Genomic DNA, 19836 nt, shown 5'->3' with positions numbered 1-19836 from the left:
GTCAGGGCACGGCGAAGCGGCGAGCGGCGTCGGCGCGCAGGGCGGCCTTGTCCACCTTGCCACCGGTACCGAGCGGCAGTCCCGGCAGTTCGACGAGGTGCTCGGGCCAGTTCTGCTTGCCGACCCCGCCCGCGTCGAGGTGGGTGCGCAGGTCGTCCAGGGTGAGCGGGCCGCGGGTCACGACGTAGGCGCAGGCCCGCTCGCCGAGCACCGGGTCGGGCGCGGCGACGACCGCGACCGCCGCCACCGCCGGGTGCCCGGCGACCGCCTCCTCGACGACGAGGGCGCTCACGTTGTGACCGCCGCGGATGATGAAGTCGGCGATGCGGCCGGTGATGGAGAGGTACCCGTCGGCGTCGATCGTGCCGACGTCGCCGGTGAGCAGGCGGCCGTCGGGGCGGAAGAGGGCGGCGTTGGCGGCGTCGTCGTCGAGGTACCCGGGCGTGCACCCCGGCCCGGCGACCGAGATCTGCCCCTCGCCGACCAGCTCCAGGCGCATCGCCGGGATCGGGCGGCCCGCGGTCGTCAGGCGGCGCTCCGGCGGATCGTCCACCGTGGTCACCGAGATCGGGCCGGCCTCGTTGGAGCCGTAGAACTGCAGCACCTTGGCGCCGGTACGCTCCTCGAACTCGCGGGCCCGGGCCAGCGGCACCCGCTCGCCGCCGGTGAACATCACGCGCAGCGAGGACAGGTCGGTCCCGGCGAAGCGCGGGGAGTTCAGCAGCATGATGAACTGGGCCGTCACCGCGCACAGGACCGTCACCCGGTGCCGCTCGATCAGCCGCAGGGTCTCGTCCGCGTCGAACTCGGCGGTCAGGACGGTCGGGTAGCCGTACATCGCGGGCACGACGTGGGCGCTCCACAGGCCGAAGCCGTAGGGGGCGGGCAGCACGCTGGCGAAGACCTCGTCCGGCCCGAGCCGGGCCGCGGCGTGGGCCAGGGGGCCGAAGTACTTGCGGTTGTTCAGCGTCTGGCGGACCACCTTCGGCAGTCCCGTCGTGCCCGAGGTGGAGTTGAGGAAGAAGATGTCGTCGGGGCCGAGACCGGGGCCCGCGAACCCCTCGGCCGGCAGTGCGTCGAGGTCCAGGACGATGTGGCGGTGGGCGCCGCACGCCGCGGCGATGTCCGCGCCCGGGCGGCCCCGGTGCTCCGCGCGGGTGGCCAGGGCGGCACCGGTCTTCTCCAGCAGGTGCCGGATCTCCGCGTCGCCCGCCCGCGGGCCGATGCCGACCGTGACCAGGCCGGCCTTCTGTGCGGCCAGGTACGCGACGTGGGTCAGCGCCCCGCCGGTCAGCAGCACCGCCAGCCGGTCCCCCGGCGCGAACCCGGCGTCCACATAGGACCGGGCCAGGCGGGAGGACCGGTCGTCGTACTCGGCCCAGGTGAAGGTGCCCTCCGGGGTGTGGAAGGCCACCCCCGAGTTGCGCGCCACGTAGTCGGCGATCGTCGCCCGGGAGGAGTCAGACACCGGCTCCCCCGTCCAGGCGCAGCACCGCTCCCGTGGCGAACCGCGCCTCGGCCGAGCCCAGGTACGCGATGGCCGCCGCGACCTCCGCCGGATCGGCCACCGGCGGGTCGACCAGCGCCCCGCCGAGCGCCGCGAGCCGGGGATGCGGGTTCGGTACCGCCGCGAGCCCGGCCCGCAGCGGCGTGTCCACGGACCCGGGGCACACGCACGTGACCCGGACCCCCGAGGGCGCGAGCTCCACCGCGAGGGAGCGGGTCAGCGACACCACCCCGCCCTTCGCGGCCGAATAGGCGGCGCTGTACCGCCAGCCGCGCACCCCCGCGAGGGAGGCCACGTTGACGATCGCGCCCCGCGCCGCGACGAGGGGGTCGAGCGCGGCCCGGGCGACCAGGAACGTGCCGGTGAGGTTGATGCCGATGATGCGCTCCCACTCGGCAAGCGTCACCTCGGACGTGTGCTGGTAGGAGGCGACCCCGGCGACGTTGGCCACCAGGTCGAGCCGGCCGCCCCAGGCCAGCGCGGCCGCGACCGCCGCGGCGACCGCGGCCTCGTCGCGCACGTCGCACTCCAGCGGCAGCACGTCGTCGGCCGGCGCGACGGGGGCCACGTCGAGGGCCGCGACCCGGGCCCCCTCGCGCAGCAGCCGCCGCACGGTCGCCGCGCCGATGCCGGAGGCGGCCCCGGTGACCAGGGCGACGCTGCCGGCGTACCGGTGTGCGCTCACGAGGACGAGTCGCGCATCGAGCGGGCGTCGTGCCCGGCCAGGGAGTCGCGGCCGACCTCGGCGTTGTGGGCGTGGGCGACGTGGTGCAGGCCGAACACCGAGTCCATCCCGGCCCGCAGGCCCATGAGGTCCTCGGCCTGGTTGACCGCCTTCTTCGTCAGCGCCAGCCCCAGCCGCGGCATGGCCGCGATACGGGCCGCGATGTCCATCGTGGACGACTCCAGGTCGGCCCGGGGCACGACGCGGTTCACCATGCCCAGCGCCAGGGCCCGCTCGGCCGGGACGCGCTCGCCGAGGAACAGGAACTCCTTGGCGTAGCGGGGGCCCATGACCCACGGGTGCGCGAAGTACTCGACGCCCGGGATGCCCATGCGCACCACCGGGTCGGCGAAGAACGCGTTGTCGGCCGCGACGACGAGGTCGCAGCACCAGGCGAGCATGAGCCCGCCGGCGATGCAGGCGCCCTGCACCATGGCGATGGTGGGCTTCGGCAGCTCGCGCCAGCGGCGGCACATGCCGAGGTAGACCTCGGACTCGCGGGCGTACCGGCTCTCGGCGCCCTCCTTGCCGACGTGGTCCCACCACAGGCCGGCGCGCCGGTCGAAGCTGGTGTCGACGTCGCGGCCGGGGGTGCCGATGTCGTGGCCGGCCGAGAAGTGCTCGCCCGCGCCGGCCAGGACGATCACCTTGACGTCGTCGTCGGCCGCGGCGCGGTAGAAGGCGTCGTCGAGCGCGTACGTCATCTGCGAGTTCTGGGCGTTGCGGTACTGCGGCCGGTGCATCGTCACCACCGCGACGGGGCCTTCGGTGCGGTACAGAACGACGTCTTCGCTCATTGGACGTCCTCCAAAAGGGATGTGGCGAGGCGGTCGAGGCGGGTTCCGGTGTCGGCGAGGGACTCCAGGGCCCAGGCGCGTTTGAGGTACCGGTGCAGCTCGTACTCGACCGTGTAGCCGATCGCGCCGTGGCACTGCACCGCGTGCCGCCCGGCGTCGTGGGCGGCCTCGGCGGCGAGCACGACCGCGGCGTCGACCGCGCGGTCCGCGTCCACGTCGTGCTCGACGGCCCAGGCGGCGGCCAGCACCTCGGGCGCGGCGAACTCGAGGCCGAGCAGAGCGTCGGCGAGGTGGTGCTTGACGGCCTGGAAGCTGCCGACGGGCGCGGCGAACTGGTGGCGCTGCCCGACGTAGGCGACGGTGAGGTCGAGCATCCGCCGCCCCAGCCCGACGAGCTCGGCCGCGAGCGCGAGCCCGGCCCGCCGCCGCGCGGCGCGGACCAGCCCCGGGTCCTCGGTCAGGATGTCGGCGCCGGTGGACACGACCGCGTCGAGGTGGGGGTCCACCGTGGACACCAGGGCCCCGGCCGCCGCCCCGATCCGGGCGACGTCCCCGTCCAGGTGCAGGATCCAGTCGGCCTTGGCCCCGAACGGGGTCAGGCCGCCCGGGCCGGCCAGCGCGATGCGGGACCCGCCGTTGCCCCGCGGATCGCCGAGCGCGGCCAGCAGCGGGCCGGCGACGAACGCCGTGGCGGAGAAGGGCGCGTCGATCGCCGCGTACCCGGCCGCCTCCAGTACCCCCACGAAGTCGGTCGCGGTGAGCCCGAGGTCGGCGAAGACATCCATCGCGACGAGGGCATCCCAGTCGCCGGCGGCCAGGGGCGCCCGGACCGCGTCGGCGAGGGCGAGTTGCTCGTCAGTGGGCGCGAATCGCATCGGCAGGCCTATCGGGGCAGGCCGAGCACGCGCTCGGCGACGATGTTGCGCTGGATCTCGTTGGTGCCCGCGTAGATCGGGCCGGCGAGGGAGAACTGGTAGCCGCGGGTCCACGGCGAGTCGAGCAGCGCCTCCGCGCCCAGCAGCTCCAGCGCCACCTCGTGCAGGTCGATGTCCAGCTGTGACCAGTAGAGCTTGTTGAGGCTGGCGCGGGCCCCGGGCGGGCGGCCCTCGACCAGGCCGGTGACCTGGTGCAGGGTGAAGTGGCGGTACGCGCGGGCGCGCAGCCACGCGCGGGTGACCCGCTCCCGGGTCGCCGGCCGCAGCCGCTCCTTGTGCGCGGCCGTCAGGGCGATGAGCCGCTCGGCGGCGTGCAGGAACCGCCCCGGGGAGCGCAGCGTGAGGCCGCGCTCGGAGCCGGTGGTCGCCATCGCCACCTTCCAGCCCTGGTGTACGCCACCGAGCACGGCGGAGTCGGGGATGTACACGTCGTCGAGGAACACCTCGGCGAAGCCCTCGTCGCCGTCGAGCCGGCCGAACCCGCGCACCGTCACGCCCTCGGCGTCGAGGGGGACGAGGAAGTACGTGAGGCCGCGGTGGCGGGGCGCGTCCGGGTCGGTGCGGAACAGCCCGAACAGGTGCGTGCAGAACGCCCCGCGGGTCGTCCACGTCTTCTGCCCGGTCAGCCGCCAGCCGCCGTCGGCGCGCACCGCCCGGCTGGCGATCGCGGCGAGGTCGCTGCCGGCGCCGGGCTCGGACCAGCCCTGGGCCCACAGGTCCCGCGCGGCGGCCATCCGCGGCAGCAGGGTGTCGCGCTGCTCGTCGGTGCCGAACTCGAACAGCGTCGGGGCGAGCAGGAAGATGCCGTTCTGGGTGACCCGCTGCGGGGCACCGGCGGCGTAGTACTCCTCCTCGAACACGAGCCACTCCCACAGCGACGCGTCGCGGCCCCCGTAGGCGGCGGGCCACGACACCACCGACCAGCGCGCCTCGAACAGCCGCCGCTCCCACTCCAGGTGCGCGGCGAAGCCCGCGCGGGTGTCGCCGGAGGGCAGCGGCTCGGCGGGCACGTTCGCGCGCAGCCACTCGCGGGCCTCGGCGCGCAACGCCGCCTCGGCGGGCGTGTCCGTCAGGTCCACCGCGGTCATCGGCCGAACTCGTCCCGCACCCGGTCGGCGACGCCCGTGAGGTTCAGCTCGAAGGTGAAGCCCTGCTCGTACCGGTAGCTGCGCTTCGGATCCCACGGGTCGATGCCGTTGAGGGACTCCTTGGCCGCCCGGATCACGTTGGGGTCCTTGGCCGCGATGTCGTGGGCGACCTCGAGGGCCGCGGCCCGCAGCTCGGCGCGCGGCACGACCCGCAGGACCGACCCGAAGGCGTGCAGCTCGGCGGCGGTCGCGGTCGCGGAGGTGTACATCATCGCGCGCATCCTGTGCTGCGGGACCAGCCGGGACAGGTGGGTCGCGGCGCCGAGCGCGCCCCGGTCGACCTCGGGCAGCCCGAACGTGGCGTCCTCGGACGCGACGATGATGTCGGCGTTGCCGCACAGGCCGATGCCGCCGCCGAGGCAGAAGCCCTGTACGGCCGCGACGACCGGCACCGGGCAGTCGTAGACGGCGGCGAACGCGGCCGCGCAGCCCTTGTTGACCTGCACGAGGGCGCCGAAGTCCCGGGCCGCCTGCAGCTCCTTGATGTCGACGCCGGCGTTGAAGCCGCGGCCCTCGGCGCGCAGCACCACGGCCCGCACCGCCGGGTCGGCGCCGGCCGCGTCGAGCGCGGCGGCGAGGTCGAACCAGCCCTTGACCGGCAGCGCGTTCACGGGCGGGTTGTCCATGACGATCTCGGCGACGCCGCGCTCGTCCACTGTGGACTCAATCATCGTTCCTCATCCGTAGCGAAGGTCGCCCAGCCGTACACGGCGACGGTGCCGTCCTGTTTCGTGCAGGTCATCTCGACGTCGAGCTCGCCGGGGCGGCGGGCGGTGACGGTGCCGTCGCAGGTGACCGTGTCGCCGGGGAACACCCGGGCGGCGAAGCGGACCCGGAACGCGCGCACGTTCTCGGCGCCGAACCGGTCGGTGGCCCAGGTGGCCAGGAACCCGGCCTGGAGCATGCCCAGCGACAGCGGGGCGGGCAGCCCGGCCGCGCGTGCGAACGTCTCGTCGTGGTGGATCGGGTTGAAGTCGCCGGACGCGCCCTGGTACCGCACCAGGTCCGTGCGCGTCAGCGGCCCGATCACGAGCGCGCTCATCCGGTCTCGACCCCCGTCAGCCTCGCGGTGGCGACGAGCCGGCCGGTCCCGTCGCGGAACTCGGTCACCATGACGGCGAACGCGAGCGGCCCCGAGCGGCCCTCCTTGCGGGTCACCGACTCGATCCGGGACACACCGGTGAGCCGGTCGCCGGCGCGCGGCGGCGGCCCGTGGAACACGAACTCCTGCTCGGCGTGCAGCCCCCGCTGCTGGTCCATGGCGACCGCGGCCCACGGGTCGGCCGCGCCGGACTGCCAGAAGAACGCGGTGGTGAGGAACGTCGGCGGCACGACCGGGTCCTCGGTGTCCAGATAGGACGGGTCGGCCGAGCGGGTCGCCCGGGCGAACTCGCGGATCTTGCCCCGCTCGATGTCGAGGGTGAACGGCTCGCCGGTGCGTCCGGCGGCGCTGTCGTCAACCATGGCAAACCCCTACGGATGCTGACTGCTGACCGAGACGACCTCGCCGGTCATGTACGTGCTGTAGTCACTGGCCAGGAAGACGATCACGTTGGCCACCTCCCACGGCTCGGCCGGCCGCCCGAACGCCTCGCGCCCGGCCAGCTCCGCGAGCAGCTCCTCGGTGGTGACCTTGGCCAGGTGCGGGTGCATCGCGAGGCTGGGCGCCACCGCGTTGACCCGCACCCCGGCCTTGGCCGCCTCGATGGCGGACACCCGGGTGAGCGCCATGACCCCGGCCTTGGCCGCGGCGTAGTGCGCCTGGCCCTCCTGGGCCCGCCAGCCGATGACCGAGGCGTTGTTGACCACCACGCCCCGGCCGCGCGGCATCATGTGCCGCAGCGCCGCCCGGGTGCAGCGGAAGGTGCCGGTGAGGGTGACGTCGAGGACCGCCGACCACTGCTCGTCGGTCATGTCGACGATGTTCGCGGTGCCGCCCAGCCCGGCGTTGTTCACGAGCACGTCGAGACCGCCGAGGCGCTCGGTCACGGTGGCGAAGAGCCGCTGGACCTGGGCCTCGTCGGTGACGTCGCACGGGACCGCGAACGCGGCCGCACCCAGGCGCTCGGCGGCCTCGGCGAGGCGGCGCTCGTGCCGGTCGCTGATCGCGACGGTGGCGCCTTCCTCCACGCAACGCTCCGCGGTCGCGAACCCGATGCCGGTCCCGGCGGCGGCGGTGACGAGCACCGTACGGCCGGCGAGCAGGCCGTGGGCAGGGGTTTTCTCCACCATGCGATCACTCTACCAAGCGCTTGTTTGGTTTACTACCGCCGGCCGCGTCCGGCGAGACCCCGGCGTCGGGCGGGCCGGCCGAGCGGGCCACGTCCGGCGGGGTCTCGGCACCGGGCAGGCCGGCCGGCCGGGCCACGTCGAGCGGGACCTCGGCACCGGGCGGGCCGGCCGAGCGGGCCGCGTCGAGCGGGACCGAGGTCTCGGTGCCGGTCGGGAGCGACGGCCGGTCGGGCTCGGGCTCGGTCAGCGGCTCGACCTCGCGGAGGGACGTGCGGCTGCGGACGGCCAGCTCCTGGTACACCCGCGTGCCGTTGGCCTTCCAGGCGAGTTCCTCGGGTGTCAGGTCACGCACGACCCGGGCCGGCGACCCGGCCGCCAGGGTGCGCGGCGGGACCACGAAGCCGGCCTTGACGAAGGCGTGCGCGCCGACGAACGCCTCGGCGCCGATCTCGGCCCCGTCCATCACGACGGCGTTCATGCCCACGAGCGCCCCTTCGCCGACCCGGCAGCCGTGCAGCACCGCGCCGTGCCCGACGTGCCCGTGCCGGCCCAGCACGGCCTCGGTGCCCGGGAACGTGTGGAATACGCACGAGTCCTGCAGGTTCGAGCCGTCGAGCATGACGATGCGGCCGAAGTCGCCGCGCAGGCTGGCGAGGGGCCCGACGTAGCAGCCGGCGCCGATGTGGACGTCGCCGATGAGGACCGCGGTCGGGTGCACGTACGCGTCGGGGTGCACGACGGGGATGACGCCCTCGATGGAGTACGCGGGCATCAGGACAGCCGTTTCAGCACGGTCTCGGCCTCGGCCATGATCCGCTCGACCAGCGCGGCGACGCTGGGCAGGTCTTCGATGAGCCCCGCGACCTGCCCGCTGGCCATGACGCCGGCGTCGGCGCGCCCGTCGACCATCGCGTTGCGGATGAGCATGGGGGTGTTCGCGGCGAGGAGCACCTGGTCGTACCGCAGCCCGTGCCCGCGCATCGCCCGCCCCTCGCGCAGCAGCGACACCCACGAACGGCCGGAAAGTTTTCGAAAAGCTTTCGCGCTGCCGAAAGCGCGGGCGAAACGGCGTCCGGGGACCGACGGTTTCGCGAGGGCGTCGACGAAACGTGTGCGCAGGACCCGCTGCGGCACCCCGTCGAGGGCGTCGGTGACGACCGTGTCGGTGACGGACGCGGCGAGGTAGCGGCGCTTGACGTCCTCGGCGATCGGGCTGTCGGTGGTGAGCAGGAACCGGGTGCCCATGGCGATCCCGGCCGCGCCGTAGGCGAGCGCGGCGACGAGGCCGCGCCCGTCGTGGTAGCCGCCGGCCGCGACCACGGGGATGTCCACCGCGTCGACGACCTGGGGCAGCAGCAGGGAGATCGGTACCGGGCCGGTGTGCCCGCCGCCCTCGCCGCCCTGCACCACGACGGCGTCGGCGCCCCAGGCCGCGACCTTCTCGGCGTGCCGGCGCGCGCCGACCGAGGGCACCACGACCACCCCGGCCGACTTCAGCTTCTCGATCAGCTCCGGCTTGGGGGCCAGGGCGAACGAGGCGACCCGGACCTGCTCGCGGATGAGCAGGTCGGCGCGGCGGGCGGCGTCCGGCGCGTCGGCGCGCAGGTTGACCCCGAAGGGCTTGTCGGTGCGGGCGCGCACGTCGGCGATCGCGGTGACGAGCTCGTCGAAGGAGAGGGTCGCGCTGGCGAGGATGCCCAGGCCGCCGGCGTCGGCGGTGGCGGCGGTGAGCCGGGCGTCGGAGACCCAGCCCATGCCGGTCTGCACGATCGGGTACCGCACCCCGAACAGCTCGCAGATCGGCGTCCGCAGCGCACTGGTCATCCCGCGACCTCCCGCGACCGCGCGCCCTTGGGGTCGATGACCTCGCGGATGAGTTTCAGCTCATTTTCGGTGGGCTTTCGGGTTTCGGGTACCTCAGCGGGTACCACCAAATCGAAAGCCGTCGCGTCCAGCACTTCGGCGATCGTCACGCCCGGGTGCACCGACACCAGGCGCATCCGGTGGTCCTCGGTGCCGAAGTCGAACACGCCGAGATTGCTGACCACCCGGCGCAGCTCGTGGAACTTCCCGGCGGCCGGGTGGGCCGCGGCCCGGTCGTAGCCGACGCCGCTGACCATGTCGACGGTCGCCACGAACGAGCGCTTGCCGTGCCGCGGCACCCAGTAGCTCGTCGGGTGGCTCACGGTGTTCCCGGGCGCGCCGCGCACGCCGAGCAGCTGGCGGGTCGGGCGCGCGAAGTCGCCGATGGCGGAGATGTTGGCGTTGCCGTACCGGTCGATCTGGCTCGGCATCATCATGACGTGCCGGTGGCCGGTGTAGAGCAGGTCGAACACGGCCCGGAACGGCATCCAGCCCTCGACCTCGGCCGGGGCCTCGCCGATCGCCCAGGTGCCCCGGGCGAGCATGGCCTCGCCGTCGGAGAGCAGCAGGTCGGGCGCGAACGTGGCCCGGGCGAGGCGGGCGGCGATGAGCGGCACCACGCCGATCGGGCTGGCGAGGATCTCGCCGTCGCCGCGCCAGGCCTCGGCGCACGCGACCGTGCAGATCTCGGCGCGGGTGACCTCGCGGTCGGCTTGCGTTTCGGCCGCGCCGCTTTGGGTTTCGGCCACGCCGTTCTGGGTTTCGGTCATGCTGCCACGCCCCGGTTTTCGACGGCGGCGTGGTAGGCGGCCTCGTCGCCGTTGAGGTAGCGGTCGTAGAAGACCTGCCAGAGCTGCGGGTCGGCGGCGGCCTCGGCGTACTCGCGCTGGAACGCCTCGTCGCGGCCGTAGTCCGGGTCGCAGGAGGTGAAGTGCGCGCCGCCGGGGGCCTCGACCACGCCGTGCACCATCCAGCGCTGCAGCAGCAGGCTCTGCACGGGCGCCTCCCGGGTGAGCTCGGCGGTGGGCACGATCCGCTCCACCGACACGTACGCCTGCTCGGCGGCGGTGCAGAAGAGGTCGTCGAAGTACGGGTCGGGCCCGAGGTACTGTGCGTTGCCGTGCACGTCGGCACGGTTCAGGTGCACCAGGGCCGCATCGAGGTGCAGGGCGGGCATCGCGACGAGCTCCTCGCCACCGTACGGCGACGCGACCGTGCGCAGCGCCGGGTTGACCGTGAGCACGTCGGAGCCGAGCCCGACGCGGCTGGGCAGGAACGGCAGCCGGCACGTGGCGGCGTAGAGCCCCCACCGGAGCATGCCCTCGTCGTACTCGGTCACCTCGACCGCCGCCGCCTGCCGCGCCGCGCGGAAGTGCGGTTCGAGCGGGATCGAGTCGAGCGACACGAACCCGTAGATCAGGTGCCGGACCTTCTTCGCGGCCAGCAGCAGGCCCACGTCGGGGCCGCCGTAGCTGACGACGGTGAGGTCGGTGAGATCGGAGCGCAGGATCGCCCGGATCAGGGCCATGGGCTTGCGCCGCGACCCCCAGCCGCCGATCCCGATGGTCATGCCGGAGCGTAACCGCGCCACGACCTCGTCTGGGGACATCTGCTTGTTCGCCATCGCTGTGTTTGGCCGCCTTACTCCCGCAGGCTGACTTGCCCCACGACCGTACCAAGCGCTTGCTTGCTTACGCTACACTCGTTTTCTCGCGGGGTCGGTACACTCCGGCGGGATACACCTCCTTCTCTGTAAAGGACATCGGGATGGCGCGGGAGTCTGGGGAAAGGCGCGAACGGATCCTCGCCAGCGCCGCGGCGCTGTTCGCGAACAAGGGCGTCGCGGCGACCACGGTGCGTGAGATCGCCGACGAGGTCGGCATCCTGTCGGGCAGCCTGTACCACCACTTCGAGTCGAAGGAGGCGATGGTCGACGAGATCGTCACCTCCTACCTCGAGGACCTGCGGACGCGGTACAAGCGGGTACTGGCCGCCGACACGGACCCGCGCACGCGGCTGCACGACCTGATCGTGGCGTCGCTCGAGGTGGTCGAGGCGCATCCGCATGCCACCGAGATCTACCAGAACGACGTCAACTATCTGATCCAGATCGAGCGTTTCGGATACCTGCGCAACGCGGGCAAGGAGGTCCAGGCCGCCTGGCTCGAGGTCATCGAGGCGGGCATCACCCAGGGCGTCATCCGCTCGGACCTGGACCCGAAGATTCTGTACCGCCTGATGCGTGACGCGGTCTGGCTGTCGGTGCGCTGGTTCAAGCCGACCAAGGAATACCCGATCACGCGCCTGGCCGAGGACTGCACGTCTCTGTTCCTGGACGGCCTGGCGCGCACCTGACCGTACCGCTACACCGCCGTCAGAGCACGGTGGAGCCGGCCCACCGCGGGCACACGCCCTCGGCACGGGCCGCACAGCGCACGGCACGGGACCGCACGGAGAGTGCACGGGCCGCACGGCACACGGACCGCACGGAGGGTGAACGGGCCGCAAACTGCACGGGTCGCACGGAGGGTGAACGGGCCGCACGGCGCACGGAGTGCACGGCGCACGGAGGTCGCACAGTTCGACGGCCGCACGGCGCACGGAGCGCACGGAGCGCACGGCGCACGGAGATCGCACAGTTCGACGGCCGCACGGCGCACGGACTACGCCGCCAGGAGCCAGCCCGCGCCGATCGCGCCCGCCACCATCAGCCAGCGCACCAGGTGCTCGGCGCGCCCGCCCGTGCCGAAGCGCAGCCCCCGCGGAGCCCGCAAGCGGCGCCAGCGGCGGCCGCCCAGGTTCAGCGGGAACAGCGCCGGCACGCCCGTGTTCGTGAGGGCGTCCCCCGCGATGTGCGCCAGGCACCCGAACGCGACCGGCAGTCCCAGCCACCACCAGCCGTCCGCGGGGCCGAACGTGATCAGCGCCGCGGCGACGACCGCCCCGCCCAGGGTCGCGCCCAGCGTGCCCCGCTTGCGCTTCGGCCACAGGGCACGCACGGCCAGCCCGGCTGTCGCGAACGTCACCACCGCCGCGGCGACAAGACCCCCGAGCCACCCGGCGGCCGCCGCGATCAGACCCGTGACGAGCGCCCACAGCACGGTGTGTGTCAGCGTGCGGTGCCCGTCGAGATCGCGCACGTCCAGCGGGGTCCGGGTCCGGGCGTGCAGCACGGCGCAGGCGCGACCGATGCGCCGGCACAGGAAGCGGCTCACCGGGCCGAACGTGTACGCGACACAGGAGCTCGGGTGGTCGCAGTCCGGCAGCAGCGCCGCCCCGGCCGCCACGACCGTGCCGACGACCACCACGGGCGGTCCGACCGGCGCCCCGGCCGCGGCCAGCAGCGCACAGCCGCCCAGCCAACCGGCCGCCCCGGACACGGCGTGTGAAGATCCCATCACGAAGTCGATAGTGATCCATCGACGCAAACGGTCATAACGGATATATAGCCATATACCCGGCGCGCAGCGGAACGGTATGGAACACCGACCTGGGTAAACCACCCAACGCGATGGAGGATCACCGTGTTGAACCACACCGCACCGCGGCGCCTGGCCGTACTGGTCGCGGCCGTCTCGCTCGCCGCCCCGGCCGTCGCCGCCGAACACGCGACCGCGCACGTCAGCCGCGTGGTCGCCGACCCGCCGCCCAGCACCGGCGGGGCCGGCCCCGGCACCGACCGGCCCTGATCACAGCCGGTGCAGGCCCACCGGGCTCACAGGGCCGACCGCCCCCGCCGCGAAGGCCGCCGCCACCGATGACACGGTCCAGGCCGGGTTCAGCGTGCCGTGGCCCTGGACCGTCGGGTGGGCGATCATCGACAGCTCGTCACCGTCGATGCGGATCACCTGGCCGTGCAGGGCCGCGGCGGCGTCGGAGAGCAGGTACACCACCGCCGGGGCGTTTTGGGCAGGTGGCTTGGCCACATTCTGGCCCTGGGCCGCCGCGCCCAGGTACGCCTCGTAGGCGTCCGCCATGCGGGTGTGCGCGTTCGGGGACACCGCGTTCACGCGCACGCCCGTGCCCACCAGGTCGGCCGCCCAGCAGTACGTCAGCGACGCCACCGCGCCCTTGCTCGCCCCGTAGGCGCCCATCGCCGCCGAACCCGCGTGCGAGCCCGACGTCACGTTCACGATCGAGCCCGTGCCACGTTCCAGCATGGCGCGGATGGCGTGCAGGCCGCAGTACGCGGTGCCGAGCACGTTCACCTCCAGCACCGCGCGGAACTCGTCCGGGTCCTGTTCGCGAGGGTCGGCCAGGCGGAAGATGCCGGCGTTGTTCACCAGCCCGTCGATCGCCCCGAACTCGGCGACGCACGCGGACACCAGCGCGCCCGCCTGCTCCCAGTCGGCGACGGAGCCCGCGAAGGAAGCGGCCCGGCCACCGGCGGCCCGGATCTCGCCGGCGACCTCCTCCGCGAACGCGGCCTCCACGTCGTTCACCAGCACCGCGGCGCCCTCGGCCGCGGCCAGGCGCGCGTACGCGGCCCCGAGCCCCCGCCCGGCCCCGGTGACGACGACCGCCTTGCCGTCCAGGTGCCCGCTCACGCCGCCACCTCCGCAAGCTCCGGTGTCGACGCGACACAACTGTGCTCATGGTGAGCGGCCCCTCCGCTCCGCTCCGGACCGCTCACGACAGGCGCTCCAGGATGAGCGCCATCCCCTGCCCGCCCGCGGTGCACATCGTCTCCAGCCCGATCGACCGGTCGCGGAAGGACAGTCCATTGAGGAGGGTCGTGGCGATCCGGGCACCGGTCATACCGAACGGGTGGCCCAGCGCGATCGCGCCGCCGTGGACGTTCACCTTTTCGGGGTCGGCGCCGATCTGGCGGTACGACGGGATCACCTGCGCGGCGAACGCCTCGTTGATCTCGATCAGGTCGATGTCGCCGATGCTCATGCCGGCGTTGGCCAGGGCGCGCCGGGTCGCCTCGACCGGGCCGAGCCCCATGATCTCCGGGCTCAGCGCCGACACGCCCGTCGCGACGATCCGCGCGAGGGGGGTGAGGCCGAGCTCCCGGGCGCGCTCGGCGCTCATGACGACCACTACGGCGGCGCCGTCGTTGAGGGGGCAGCAGTTGCCGGCGGTGACGGTACCGTCGGGCCGGAACACCGGCTGCAGCGTGCTCACCTTCTCCAGCGTCACGCCCGCGCGGGGGCCGTCGTCGCGGGCGAGCTCGGTGCCGTCGGGGAGGGTGACGGGCGTGATGTCGAGCTCCCAGAACCCGTCGGCCTGGGCCTTCTCGGCGTTGTTCTGGCTGCGCACGGCGAACTCGTCCTGCTCGCGGCGGGTGACGCCGCTCAGGGCGGCGACGTTCTCGGCGGTCTCACCCATCGCGATGTACGCGTCCGGCAGCTCCCCCGCCGCCCGCGGATCGGTCCAGGGCAGCGTGGACGCGCGCTCGGGCCAGCGGGGGTTCCGCGTGCCGGGCATGCCGTCGGCCTTGCCGGCCGGGTAGTGCGAGACGACCTCGGCCCCGGCCGCGACGAACGCGTGGCCCTCCCCCGCCCGGATCGCGTGGAAGGCCATCCGGATCGCCTGCAGCGAGGAGGCGCAGTAGCGGTTGACGGTGGTGCCGGGCACGACGTCGAGCCCGAGGTGCATCGCGACCTGGCGGCCGAGGTTGTACCCCTGCTCGCCGGCCGGCTGCGCGCACCCGAGGATCAGGTCGTCCAGGGTGGCCGGGTCGAGCGCGGGCACCTTGGCCAGCGCCCGTCCGATGATCTGGGCGGCGAGGTCGTCGGCGCGCACCCCGGCGAGCGAGCCCTTGTAGGCGCGGCCGATGGGCGAGCGCGCGGCGGAGACGATGACGGCGTCCACAGTGGAACACCCCTTTCATTGGGAGACGGTCCAGCCCCCGTCCACGGGCAGCAGGACGCCGTTGACGTACGCGGCGGCCGGGGAGAGCAGGAAGAGCACGGCCGCGGCGACGTCCTCCGGCCGCCCGGCCCGGCCCATCGGGTTGCGCTCGATCAGGGAGCGGCCCAGGGGCGTGTCGGCGAAGCCGGCCATGCGCGGCGTGTCGATGAAGCCGGGCGCGACCGCGTTGGCCCGCACCCGCGGGGCCGTCCGCGTGGCCAGATGGCGGGTGTACCCGGCGATCGCGGCCTTCCCCGCGGAGTACCAGGCGGAGTCGGTACCGACGAAATTGCCCGCGACCGAGGCAACGTTGACCACGGCCGCGCCGTCGGGCGGCCCGGTGGCGAGCCACGCGGAGGTGACGAGCTCCATGCTGCCGGCCGTCGCCACGAGCCCGTCGGCGAACGGCAGCGCCGGGCCGCCGCTGGCCGGTCCCGCGTTGTTGACGAGGTACCGCGCCGGGCCGACCTCGGCCAGGGCGGCCTCGACCGCGGCCCGGTCGCGGACGTCCACGACCATGTCGCCGCCGCGCAGGTCCCACACGACGGGGCGCAGGCCCTGCTCGGCGGCGAGCCGGGCGACGGCGGCGCCGATGCCGCTCGCGCCGCCCGTGACGATGACGGTGTCCATGTCAGCGGCTCCGGAGGGTGGTCTTGAGCACCTTGCCGCTGGCGTTGCGCGGCAAGGCCTCGACGGGCACGAACGAGCGGGGCAGCTTGTAGTTGGCCAGCCGGTCCTTGCAGTAGGCGGCGAGGTCGGCCGGGTCGAAGGCCGAGCCGGCGCGGGGCACGACGAAGGCGCGGGCGACCTCGCCGAGCCGCTCGTCGGGCACCCCGACGACGGCGACCTCGGCGACGGCCGGGTGCCGGGCGATGACCTGCTCGATCTCGGCCGGATAGGCGTTGAACCCGCCGACGATGAACATGTCCTTGAGCCGGTCGGTGATGCGCAGGTAGCCGCGCTCGTCGAGCACGCCGACGTCGCCGGTGTGCAGCCAGCCCTCGGCGTCGATCGCGTCGGCGGTGGCGGCCGGGTCGTCGAAGTACCCCCGCATCACGTTGTAACCGCGGACCAGAACCTCGCCGGAGGTACCGTCGACGCAGACCTCGACGCCGGGGACCGCGGCGCCACAGGTGGTCGCGACGGTGAGCGGGTCGTCGTCGGGCCGGCACATGGTGGCCGTCCCGCACGATTCGGTGAGCCCGTACGCGGTGAGCACCGTCTCCAGGGCCAGCTCGGCCCGCAGCCGCTCGATCATCACCACCGGGACCGTCGTCGCGCCGGTGACCGCGACGCGCAGGCTCGACAGGTCGTGGTCGTTGCGCTCGGGGTGGTCGAGCATGGAGGTGTACAGCGTCGGGGGCCCCGGCAGCACCGTGATCCGTTCGCGCCGGACGAGCTCGAGCGTGGTCGGCACGTCGAAGACCGCCTGCGGCACGATCGTGGCGCCGCGCAGCAGGCAGGCGATGACGCCGGCCTTGTAGCCGAAGGTGTTGAAGCAGGGGTTGACGAGGAGGTACCGGTCGCCCTCCCGCAGCTGCGCGAGCTCGCTCCAGGCGACGTAGAGCTCGGTGCTCTGCCGGTGGGTGAGCATGGCGCCCTTGGGCCGGCCGGTGGTGCCGCTGGTGAAGAAGAGGTCGGACAGGTCGTCGGGGTACACCACCGCGTCGACGTCCTTGCCGACGGCCATGAACCGGTCCCACTCGGCGAACGCGACGATGTCCGTCAGCGCCGGGGTCGGCGTCTCGGCCGCGGCCTCGGCGAGCCCGGCGACGAAGCGGTTGCCGAGGAAGCCGTCGTCGACGAGCAGCAGCCGGGCGCCGCTCCTGGCCAGGATGTACGCGGCCTCCGGGCCCTTGAATCGCGTGTTCAGCGGCACGAGTACCCCACCGGCTGAGACGATGCCGAGGGCGGCCACGATCCACCGCCAGCCGTTCGGCGCCCACAGCGCCACCCGGTCGCCCTTGGCGATCCCGCGCGCGGCGAGCGCCTCGGCGCAGCGGGTGACCTCGGCGCCGAGGTCGGCGTAGGTGAGCCGGACGTCGCCGTCGACGACCGCCTCGCGCTCGCGATGGTGCGCGGCGCCGGCCCGGACCAGGTCGGGGATGGTGCGCGCGTCCAACGGTTCCATGGAGGGCACCTTACCAACCAAGCGCTCGCTTGGTAAGGTCTCGACCATGACGGAGGCTTATCTGGTCGAGGCGGTCCGCACGCCGGTCGGCCGGCGTGGCGGTGGCCTGGCCACTATCCACCCGGCGGACCTGGGCGCGCACGTACTCAACGCGCTGGTCGAGCGCAGCGGCGTCGACCCGGCGGCGGTCGACGACGTGATCTTCGGCTGCGTCGACGCGCTGGGCCCGCAGGCCGGCAACATCGCGCGCACCAGCTGGCTCGCGGCCGGGCTGCCCGAGCACGTGCCCGGAGTGACCGTCGACCGGCAGTGCGGCTCCTCGCAGCAGGCCGTGCACTTCGCCGCGCAGGCGGTCCTGTCCGGCACCGCGGACCTGGTCGTGGCCGGGGGCGTGCAGAACATGAGCGCCATCCCGATCTCGGCGGCGATGCTCGCCGGGCAGCAGTACGGCTTCGACGACCCCTTCCGCGGCTCGGCCGGCTGGCACGCGCGCTACGGCACGCAGGAGATCAGCCAGTTCCGCGCGGCCGAGCTCATCGCGGCCGAATGGGCGCTCACCCGCGAGCAGATGGAGGCGTACGCGCTGGAGAGCCACCGCCGCGCCGCCGCCGCGATCGACTCGGGCCGTTTCGAAAGGGAGATCGCCCCGATTTCGGGAATCGTTGCGGACGAGGGCCCGCGCCGCGACACCACTCTGGAAAAGATGGCGTCCCTGCCCACCCTCAAGCCCGGCGGCGTCGTCACCGCGGCCCTGGCGAGCCAGATCTCCGACGGCGCCGCGGCCCTGCTCGTCGCCTCCGAGCGCGCGGTGGCCGAGCACGGCCTGCGCCCCCGCGCCCGCATCCACCACATCAGCGTCCGGGCCGACGACCCGGTCTACATGCTCACCGGCCCCATCCCGGCCACCGAACACGCCCTGCGCAAAAGTGGCCTGACCATTGACGATATCGACCTCATTGAGATAAACGAGGCATTTGTACCGGTAGTGCTGGCCTGGCAGCAGGAGACCGGCGCCGACCTGGAACGCGTCAACCCCCTCGGCGGCGCGGTAGCCCTCGGCCACCCGCTCGGCGCGACCGGCGCCCGGCTCATGACGACGCTGCTGCACGAGCTGGAGGCGCGCGGCGGCCGGTACGGTCTGCAGACCATGTGCGAGGGCGGGGGTACGGCCAATGTCACAATCATCGAGCGCCTCTAGTCCCGCGGCCGTCGTCACCGGCGGCACCCGCGGCATCGGCCGCACCATCGCGTCCCGGTTGGCCGCCGCCGGCTACCGCGTGCTCACCTGCGGCCGCAACGACCCCGGCGACCTGCCGCCCGGTGTGGCGTTCCACCGCGCCGACGTACGCGAACCGGCGGAGGCCGCGGCCCTGATCGCCGCCGCCGTGGACGCCTTCGGCCGGCTCGACCTCGTGGTCAACAACGCCGGCGGGGGCCCGCCGGCGCCGGCCGCGACCGCCTCCCCCAACCTCGTCACCGCCGTGGTGAGGCTGAACCTGCTCGCCCCGTTCTTCGTCGCCCAGGCCGCGAACGCCGTCATGCAGACCCAGCCCACCGGCGGCCTCATCGTGAACATCGGCTCGGTGTCGGCCCTGCGCCCGGCCCCGGGCACGGCGGCCTACGCGGCGGCGAAGGGCGGCCTCGAGATACTCACGCGCGCCCTGGCCCTGGAATGGGCCCCGAAGGTGCGCGTGAACACGGTCACGGCGGGCGTGGTACGCACAGCGGACAACGAGGCCCACTACGGCGACGAGGCGGCCCTGGAGGCGGTGGCGGCGACGGTACCGCTGGGGCGCATGGCCACTCCCGACGACATCGCGTCCGGCGTACTCCTCCTGGCCTCCCCCTTGGCCGGGTACATGACGGGCGCGTCCCTGCTCGTCGACGGCGGCGGCCAGCGCCCCCGCTACTCGGACGCCGTGGGCGGCTGACGGTCGCACCGTCCGGCCGCCCCTAGTAGTGCGCCGGCTGCCGTCCGTTGCGCTGGCCCGGCACCGCCTGGCCGGGATGCTCCGGAGCCGGCTCGACGGCATCGGCCGCGGCCGGGGGGCGGTGGAGCGCATCGAGATGCTGCTGCGCGTTCCTGCTCGCCCCGAGCGTCGCGCGAATCAGGACCTCCTGCATCTCGGCCGCGGCCGGGGTGGTCCAGCGCCCGGTTCTCCATCGTGCCGGTCGCCTCCTTGAGCAACCGGAGCTCGTACTGCGCGTGCCTGGTTCGCCGGGCCCGGGCGCGCTGCATCCCGATGACCGCGATCGGCGCGATGGCCGCGGCCAGGAAGCAGAACGTCGCCGCGAGCAGCATCGCGGGCATGAACGGCGCGAGCACCGGATGCCGGTCGAGCTGCATACCCCCGACCGCGAGGGCGGCGGCGGTCACGACGAAGACGAGGCCGAGCGCGACGGCGAGCCGTCTCGACCCGTTCCGGTCGTCGTCGAGCTCCGCCTGGACATCGTGGGGCAGGTCGTCATGTGCGGCCGGCTGGCTCATTCCCGTGGCCTCCTTCGCTGAGAGCTGCCGTACAGTCCGCAGTCTGCTCATCAGCGAGCTGGAATCGCATCGTCGACCGGGCCGTGGCGGGCGCCGATCAACCCCTCGGCCGAAAGGCCCACACGGTCCGCCGGGCTCTCGCGGAATCGAAT

General features: G+C 73.6%; 24 protein-coding genes. 5 read left to right on the top strand and 19 right to left on the bottom strand.

Annotated features, from left to right (window positions below; translation table 11 throughout):
• Position 1: 1 nt before the first annotated feature.
• From ACPPVO_RS18305 to ACPPVO_RS18245, 13 genes are read right to left on the bottom strand one after another with little or no spacing between them, the layout of a single operon-like run.
• The gene (locus ACPPVO_RS18305; protein ID WP_426512397.1) at positions 2 to 1468 is read right to left on the bottom strand and encodes a class I adenylate-forming enzyme family protein; all 1467 of its coding nucleotides are present in this window, start codon (positions 1466 to 1468) and stop codon (positions 2 to 4) included.
• Positions 1461 to 2192: an SDR family NAD(P)-dependent oxidoreductase gene (locus tag ACPPVO_RS18300; protein ID WP_426512396.1), complete on the bottom strand. Its 732-nt coding sequence runs from the start codon at positions 2190 to 2192 to the stop codon at positions 1461 to 1463. Before ACPPVO_RS18300 ends, ACPPVO_RS18305 begins: the two co-directional genes overlap by 8 nt.
• A complete protein-coding gene (locus ACPPVO_RS18295; protein WP_426512395.1) occupies positions 2189 to 3028 on the bottom strand; it encodes an enoyl-CoA hydratase in 840 nt (279 codons plus the stop codon). The genes ACPPVO_RS18300 and ACPPVO_RS18295 overlap by 4 nt, the downstream gene beginning before the upstream one ends.
• Positions 3025 to 3903 (bottom strand): acyl-CoA dehydrogenase family protein, encoded by an 879-nt coding sequence (locus ACPPVO_RS18290; protein WP_426512394.1) that lies wholly within the window; start codon positions 3901 to 3903, stop codon positions 3025 to 3027. Before ACPPVO_RS18290 ends, ACPPVO_RS18295 begins: the two co-directional genes overlap by 4 nt.
• A gap of 8 nt (positions 3904 to 3911) precedes the next feature.
• Positions 3912 to 5051, bottom strand: a complete 1140-nt coding sequence (locus ACPPVO_RS18285; protein ID WP_426512393.1) for an acyl-CoA dehydrogenase family protein — start codon at positions 5049 to 5051, stop codon at positions 3912 to 3914.
• The gene (locus ACPPVO_RS18280) at positions 5048 to 5782 is read right to left on the bottom strand and encodes an enoyl-CoA hydratase family protein (RefSeq protein ID WP_426512392.1); all 735 of its coding nucleotides are present in this window, start codon (positions 5780 to 5782) and stop codon (positions 5048 to 5050) included. The genes ACPPVO_RS18285 and ACPPVO_RS18280 overlap by 4 nt, the downstream gene beginning before the upstream one ends.
• On the bottom strand, positions 5779 to 6153 hold the full coding sequence (locus ACPPVO_RS18275) for a MaoC/PaaZ C-terminal domain-containing protein (RefSeq protein WP_426512391.1): 375 nt from the start codon (positions 6151 to 6153) through the stop codon (positions 5779 to 5781). Before ACPPVO_RS18275 ends, ACPPVO_RS18280 begins: the two co-directional genes overlap by 4 nt.
• Complete coding sequence (locus ACPPVO_RS18270; RefSeq protein ID WP_426512390.1) at positions 6150 to 6575, bottom strand: FAS1-like dehydratase domain-containing protein; 426 nt, start codon at positions 6573 to 6575, stop codon at positions 6150 to 6152. The genes ACPPVO_RS18275 and ACPPVO_RS18270 overlap by 4 nt, the downstream gene beginning before the upstream one ends.
• Before the next feature lie 9 nt (positions 6576 to 6584).
• Complete coding sequence (locus tag ACPPVO_RS18265; protein ID WP_426512389.1) at positions 6585 to 7343, bottom strand: SDR family oxidoreductase; 759 nt, start codon at positions 7341 to 7343, stop codon at positions 6585 to 6587.
• Between the two features lie 4 nt (positions 7344 to 7347).
• Positions 7348 to 8115, bottom strand: a complete 768-nt coding sequence (locus ACPPVO_RS18260; RefSeq protein ID WP_426512388.1) for a hypothetical protein — start codon at positions 8113 to 8115, stop codon at positions 7348 to 7350.
• Positions 8115 to 9167 carry an NAD(P)H-dependent flavin oxidoreductase gene (locus ACPPVO_RS18255; protein WP_426512387.1) on the bottom strand — a complete coding sequence of 351 codons (1053 nt, stop codon included), beginning with the start codon at positions 9165 to 9167 and terminating at the stop codon, positions 8115 to 8117. The genes ACPPVO_RS18260 and ACPPVO_RS18255 overlap by 1 nt, the downstream gene beginning before the upstream one ends.
• Positions 9164 to 9976, bottom strand: a complete 813-nt coding sequence (locus tag ACPPVO_RS18250) for a CoA-transferase subunit beta (protein WP_426512386.1) — start codon at positions 9974 to 9976, stop codon at positions 9164 to 9166. The genes ACPPVO_RS18255 and ACPPVO_RS18250 overlap by 4 nt, the downstream gene beginning before the upstream one ends.
• Positions 9973 to 10830: a CoA transferase subunit A gene (locus ACPPVO_RS18245; RefSeq protein ID WP_426512385.1), complete on the bottom strand. Its 858-nt coding sequence runs from the start codon at positions 10828 to 10830 to the stop codon at positions 9973 to 9975. Before ACPPVO_RS18245 ends, ACPPVO_RS18250 begins: the two co-directional genes overlap by 4 nt.
• 143 nt (positions 10831 to 10973) lie before the next feature.
• On the opposite strand from ACPPVO_RS18245, the gene ACPPVO_RS18240 reads away from it, so the two are divergent.
• Complete coding sequence (locus ACPPVO_RS18240; RefSeq protein WP_426512384.1) at positions 10974 to 11561, top strand: TetR/AcrR family transcriptional regulator; 588 nt, start codon at positions 10974 to 10976, stop codon at positions 11559 to 11561.
• A 308-nt stretch (positions 11562 to 11869) separates the two neighbouring features.
• Here ACPPVO_RS18240 and ACPPVO_RS18235 read toward each other — a convergent pair whose 3' ends face one another.
• The gene (locus tag ACPPVO_RS18235; RefSeq protein WP_426514647.1) at positions 11870 to 12604 is read right to left on the bottom strand and encodes a metal-dependent hydrolase; all 735 of its coding nucleotides are present in this window, start codon (positions 12602 to 12604) and stop codon (positions 11870 to 11872) included.
• Positions 12605 to 12730: 126 nt separating this feature from the next.
• Here ACPPVO_RS18235 and ACPPVO_RS18230 point away from each other — a divergent pair, with 126 nt between their 5' ends.
• Complete coding sequence (locus tag ACPPVO_RS18230) at positions 12731 to 12895, top strand: hypothetical protein (RefSeq protein ID WP_426512383.1); 165 nt, start codon at positions 12731 to 12733, stop codon at positions 12893 to 12895.
• Here ACPPVO_RS18230 and ACPPVO_RS18225 read toward each other — a convergent pair whose 3' ends face one another.
• The 4 genes from ACPPVO_RS18225 to ACPPVO_RS18210 form a co-directional block, all read right to left on the bottom strand.
• Positions 12896 to 13753 carry an SDR family NAD(P)-dependent oxidoreductase gene (locus ACPPVO_RS18225; protein WP_426512382.1) on the bottom strand — a complete coding sequence of 286 codons (858 nt, stop codon included), beginning with the start codon at positions 13751 to 13753 and terminating at the stop codon, positions 12896 to 12898. It abuts the gene before it with no gap.
• Positions 13754 to 13835: 82 nt separating this feature from the next.
• Positions 13836 to 15026 carry an acetyl-CoA C-acetyltransferase gene (locus ACPPVO_RS18220; RefSeq protein ID WP_426512381.1) on the bottom strand — a complete coding sequence of 397 codons (1191 nt, stop codon included), beginning with the start codon at positions 15024 to 15026 and terminating at the stop codon, positions 13836 to 13838.
• A 15-nt stretch (positions 15027 to 15041) separates the two neighbouring features.
• Positions 15042 to 15695: an SDR family NAD(P)-dependent oxidoreductase gene (locus tag ACPPVO_RS18215; RefSeq protein WP_426512380.1), complete on the bottom strand. Its 654-nt coding sequence runs from the start codon at positions 15693 to 15695 to the stop codon at positions 15042 to 15044.
• A 1-nt stretch (position 15696) separates the two neighbouring features.
• Positions 15697 to 17196 carry a FadD3 family acyl-CoA ligase gene (locus ACPPVO_RS18210; protein ID WP_426512379.1) on the bottom strand — a complete coding sequence of 500 codons (1500 nt, stop codon included), beginning with the start codon at positions 17194 to 17196 and terminating at the stop codon, positions 15697 to 15699.
• A gap of 46 nt (positions 17197 to 17242) precedes the next feature.
• Between ACPPVO_RS18210 and ACPPVO_RS18205 the strand changes: the two genes are divergently transcribed.
• Positions 17243 to 18394: an acetyl-CoA C-acetyltransferase gene (locus tag ACPPVO_RS18205; RefSeq protein ID WP_426512378.1), complete on the top strand. Its 1152-nt coding sequence runs from the start codon at positions 17243 to 17245 to the stop codon at positions 18392 to 18394.
• The gene (locus ACPPVO_RS18200) at positions 18369 to 19127 is read left to right on the top strand and encodes an SDR family oxidoreductase (RefSeq protein WP_426512377.1); all 759 of its coding nucleotides are present in this window, start codon (positions 18369 to 18371) and stop codon (positions 19125 to 19127) included. The genes ACPPVO_RS18205 and ACPPVO_RS18200 overlap by 26 nt, the downstream gene beginning before the upstream one ends.
• A 22-nt stretch (positions 19128 to 19149) precedes the next feature.
• On the opposite strand, the gene ACPPVO_RS18195 is transcribed toward ACPPVO_RS18200, so the two are convergent.
• Entirely contained in the window at positions 19150 to 19320 is a 171-nt protein-coding gene (locus ACPPVO_RS18195; protein ID WP_426512376.1) for a hypothetical protein, read from the bottom strand.
• A gap of 82 nt (positions 19321 to 19402) precedes the next feature.
• Here ACPPVO_RS18195 and ACPPVO_RS18190 point away from each other — a divergent pair, with 82 nt between their 5' ends.
• Positions 19403 to 19705 carry a hypothetical protein gene (locus tag ACPPVO_RS18190; protein WP_426512375.1) on the top strand — a complete coding sequence of 101 codons (303 nt, stop codon included), beginning with the start codon at positions 19403 to 19405 and terminating at the stop codon, positions 19703 to 19705.
• Positions 19706 to 19836: the final 131 nt, after the last annotated feature.

The sequence above is a fragment of the Dactylosporangium sp. McL0621 genome, assembly GCF_049995355.1.
Lineage (GTDB): Bacteria > Actinomycetota > Actinomycetes > Mycobacteriales > Micromonosporaceae > Dactylosporangium.
The sequence above is the reverse complement of the archived record's forward strand: the minus strand, read 5'-3'. Positions and strand labels throughout refer to the sequence as shown.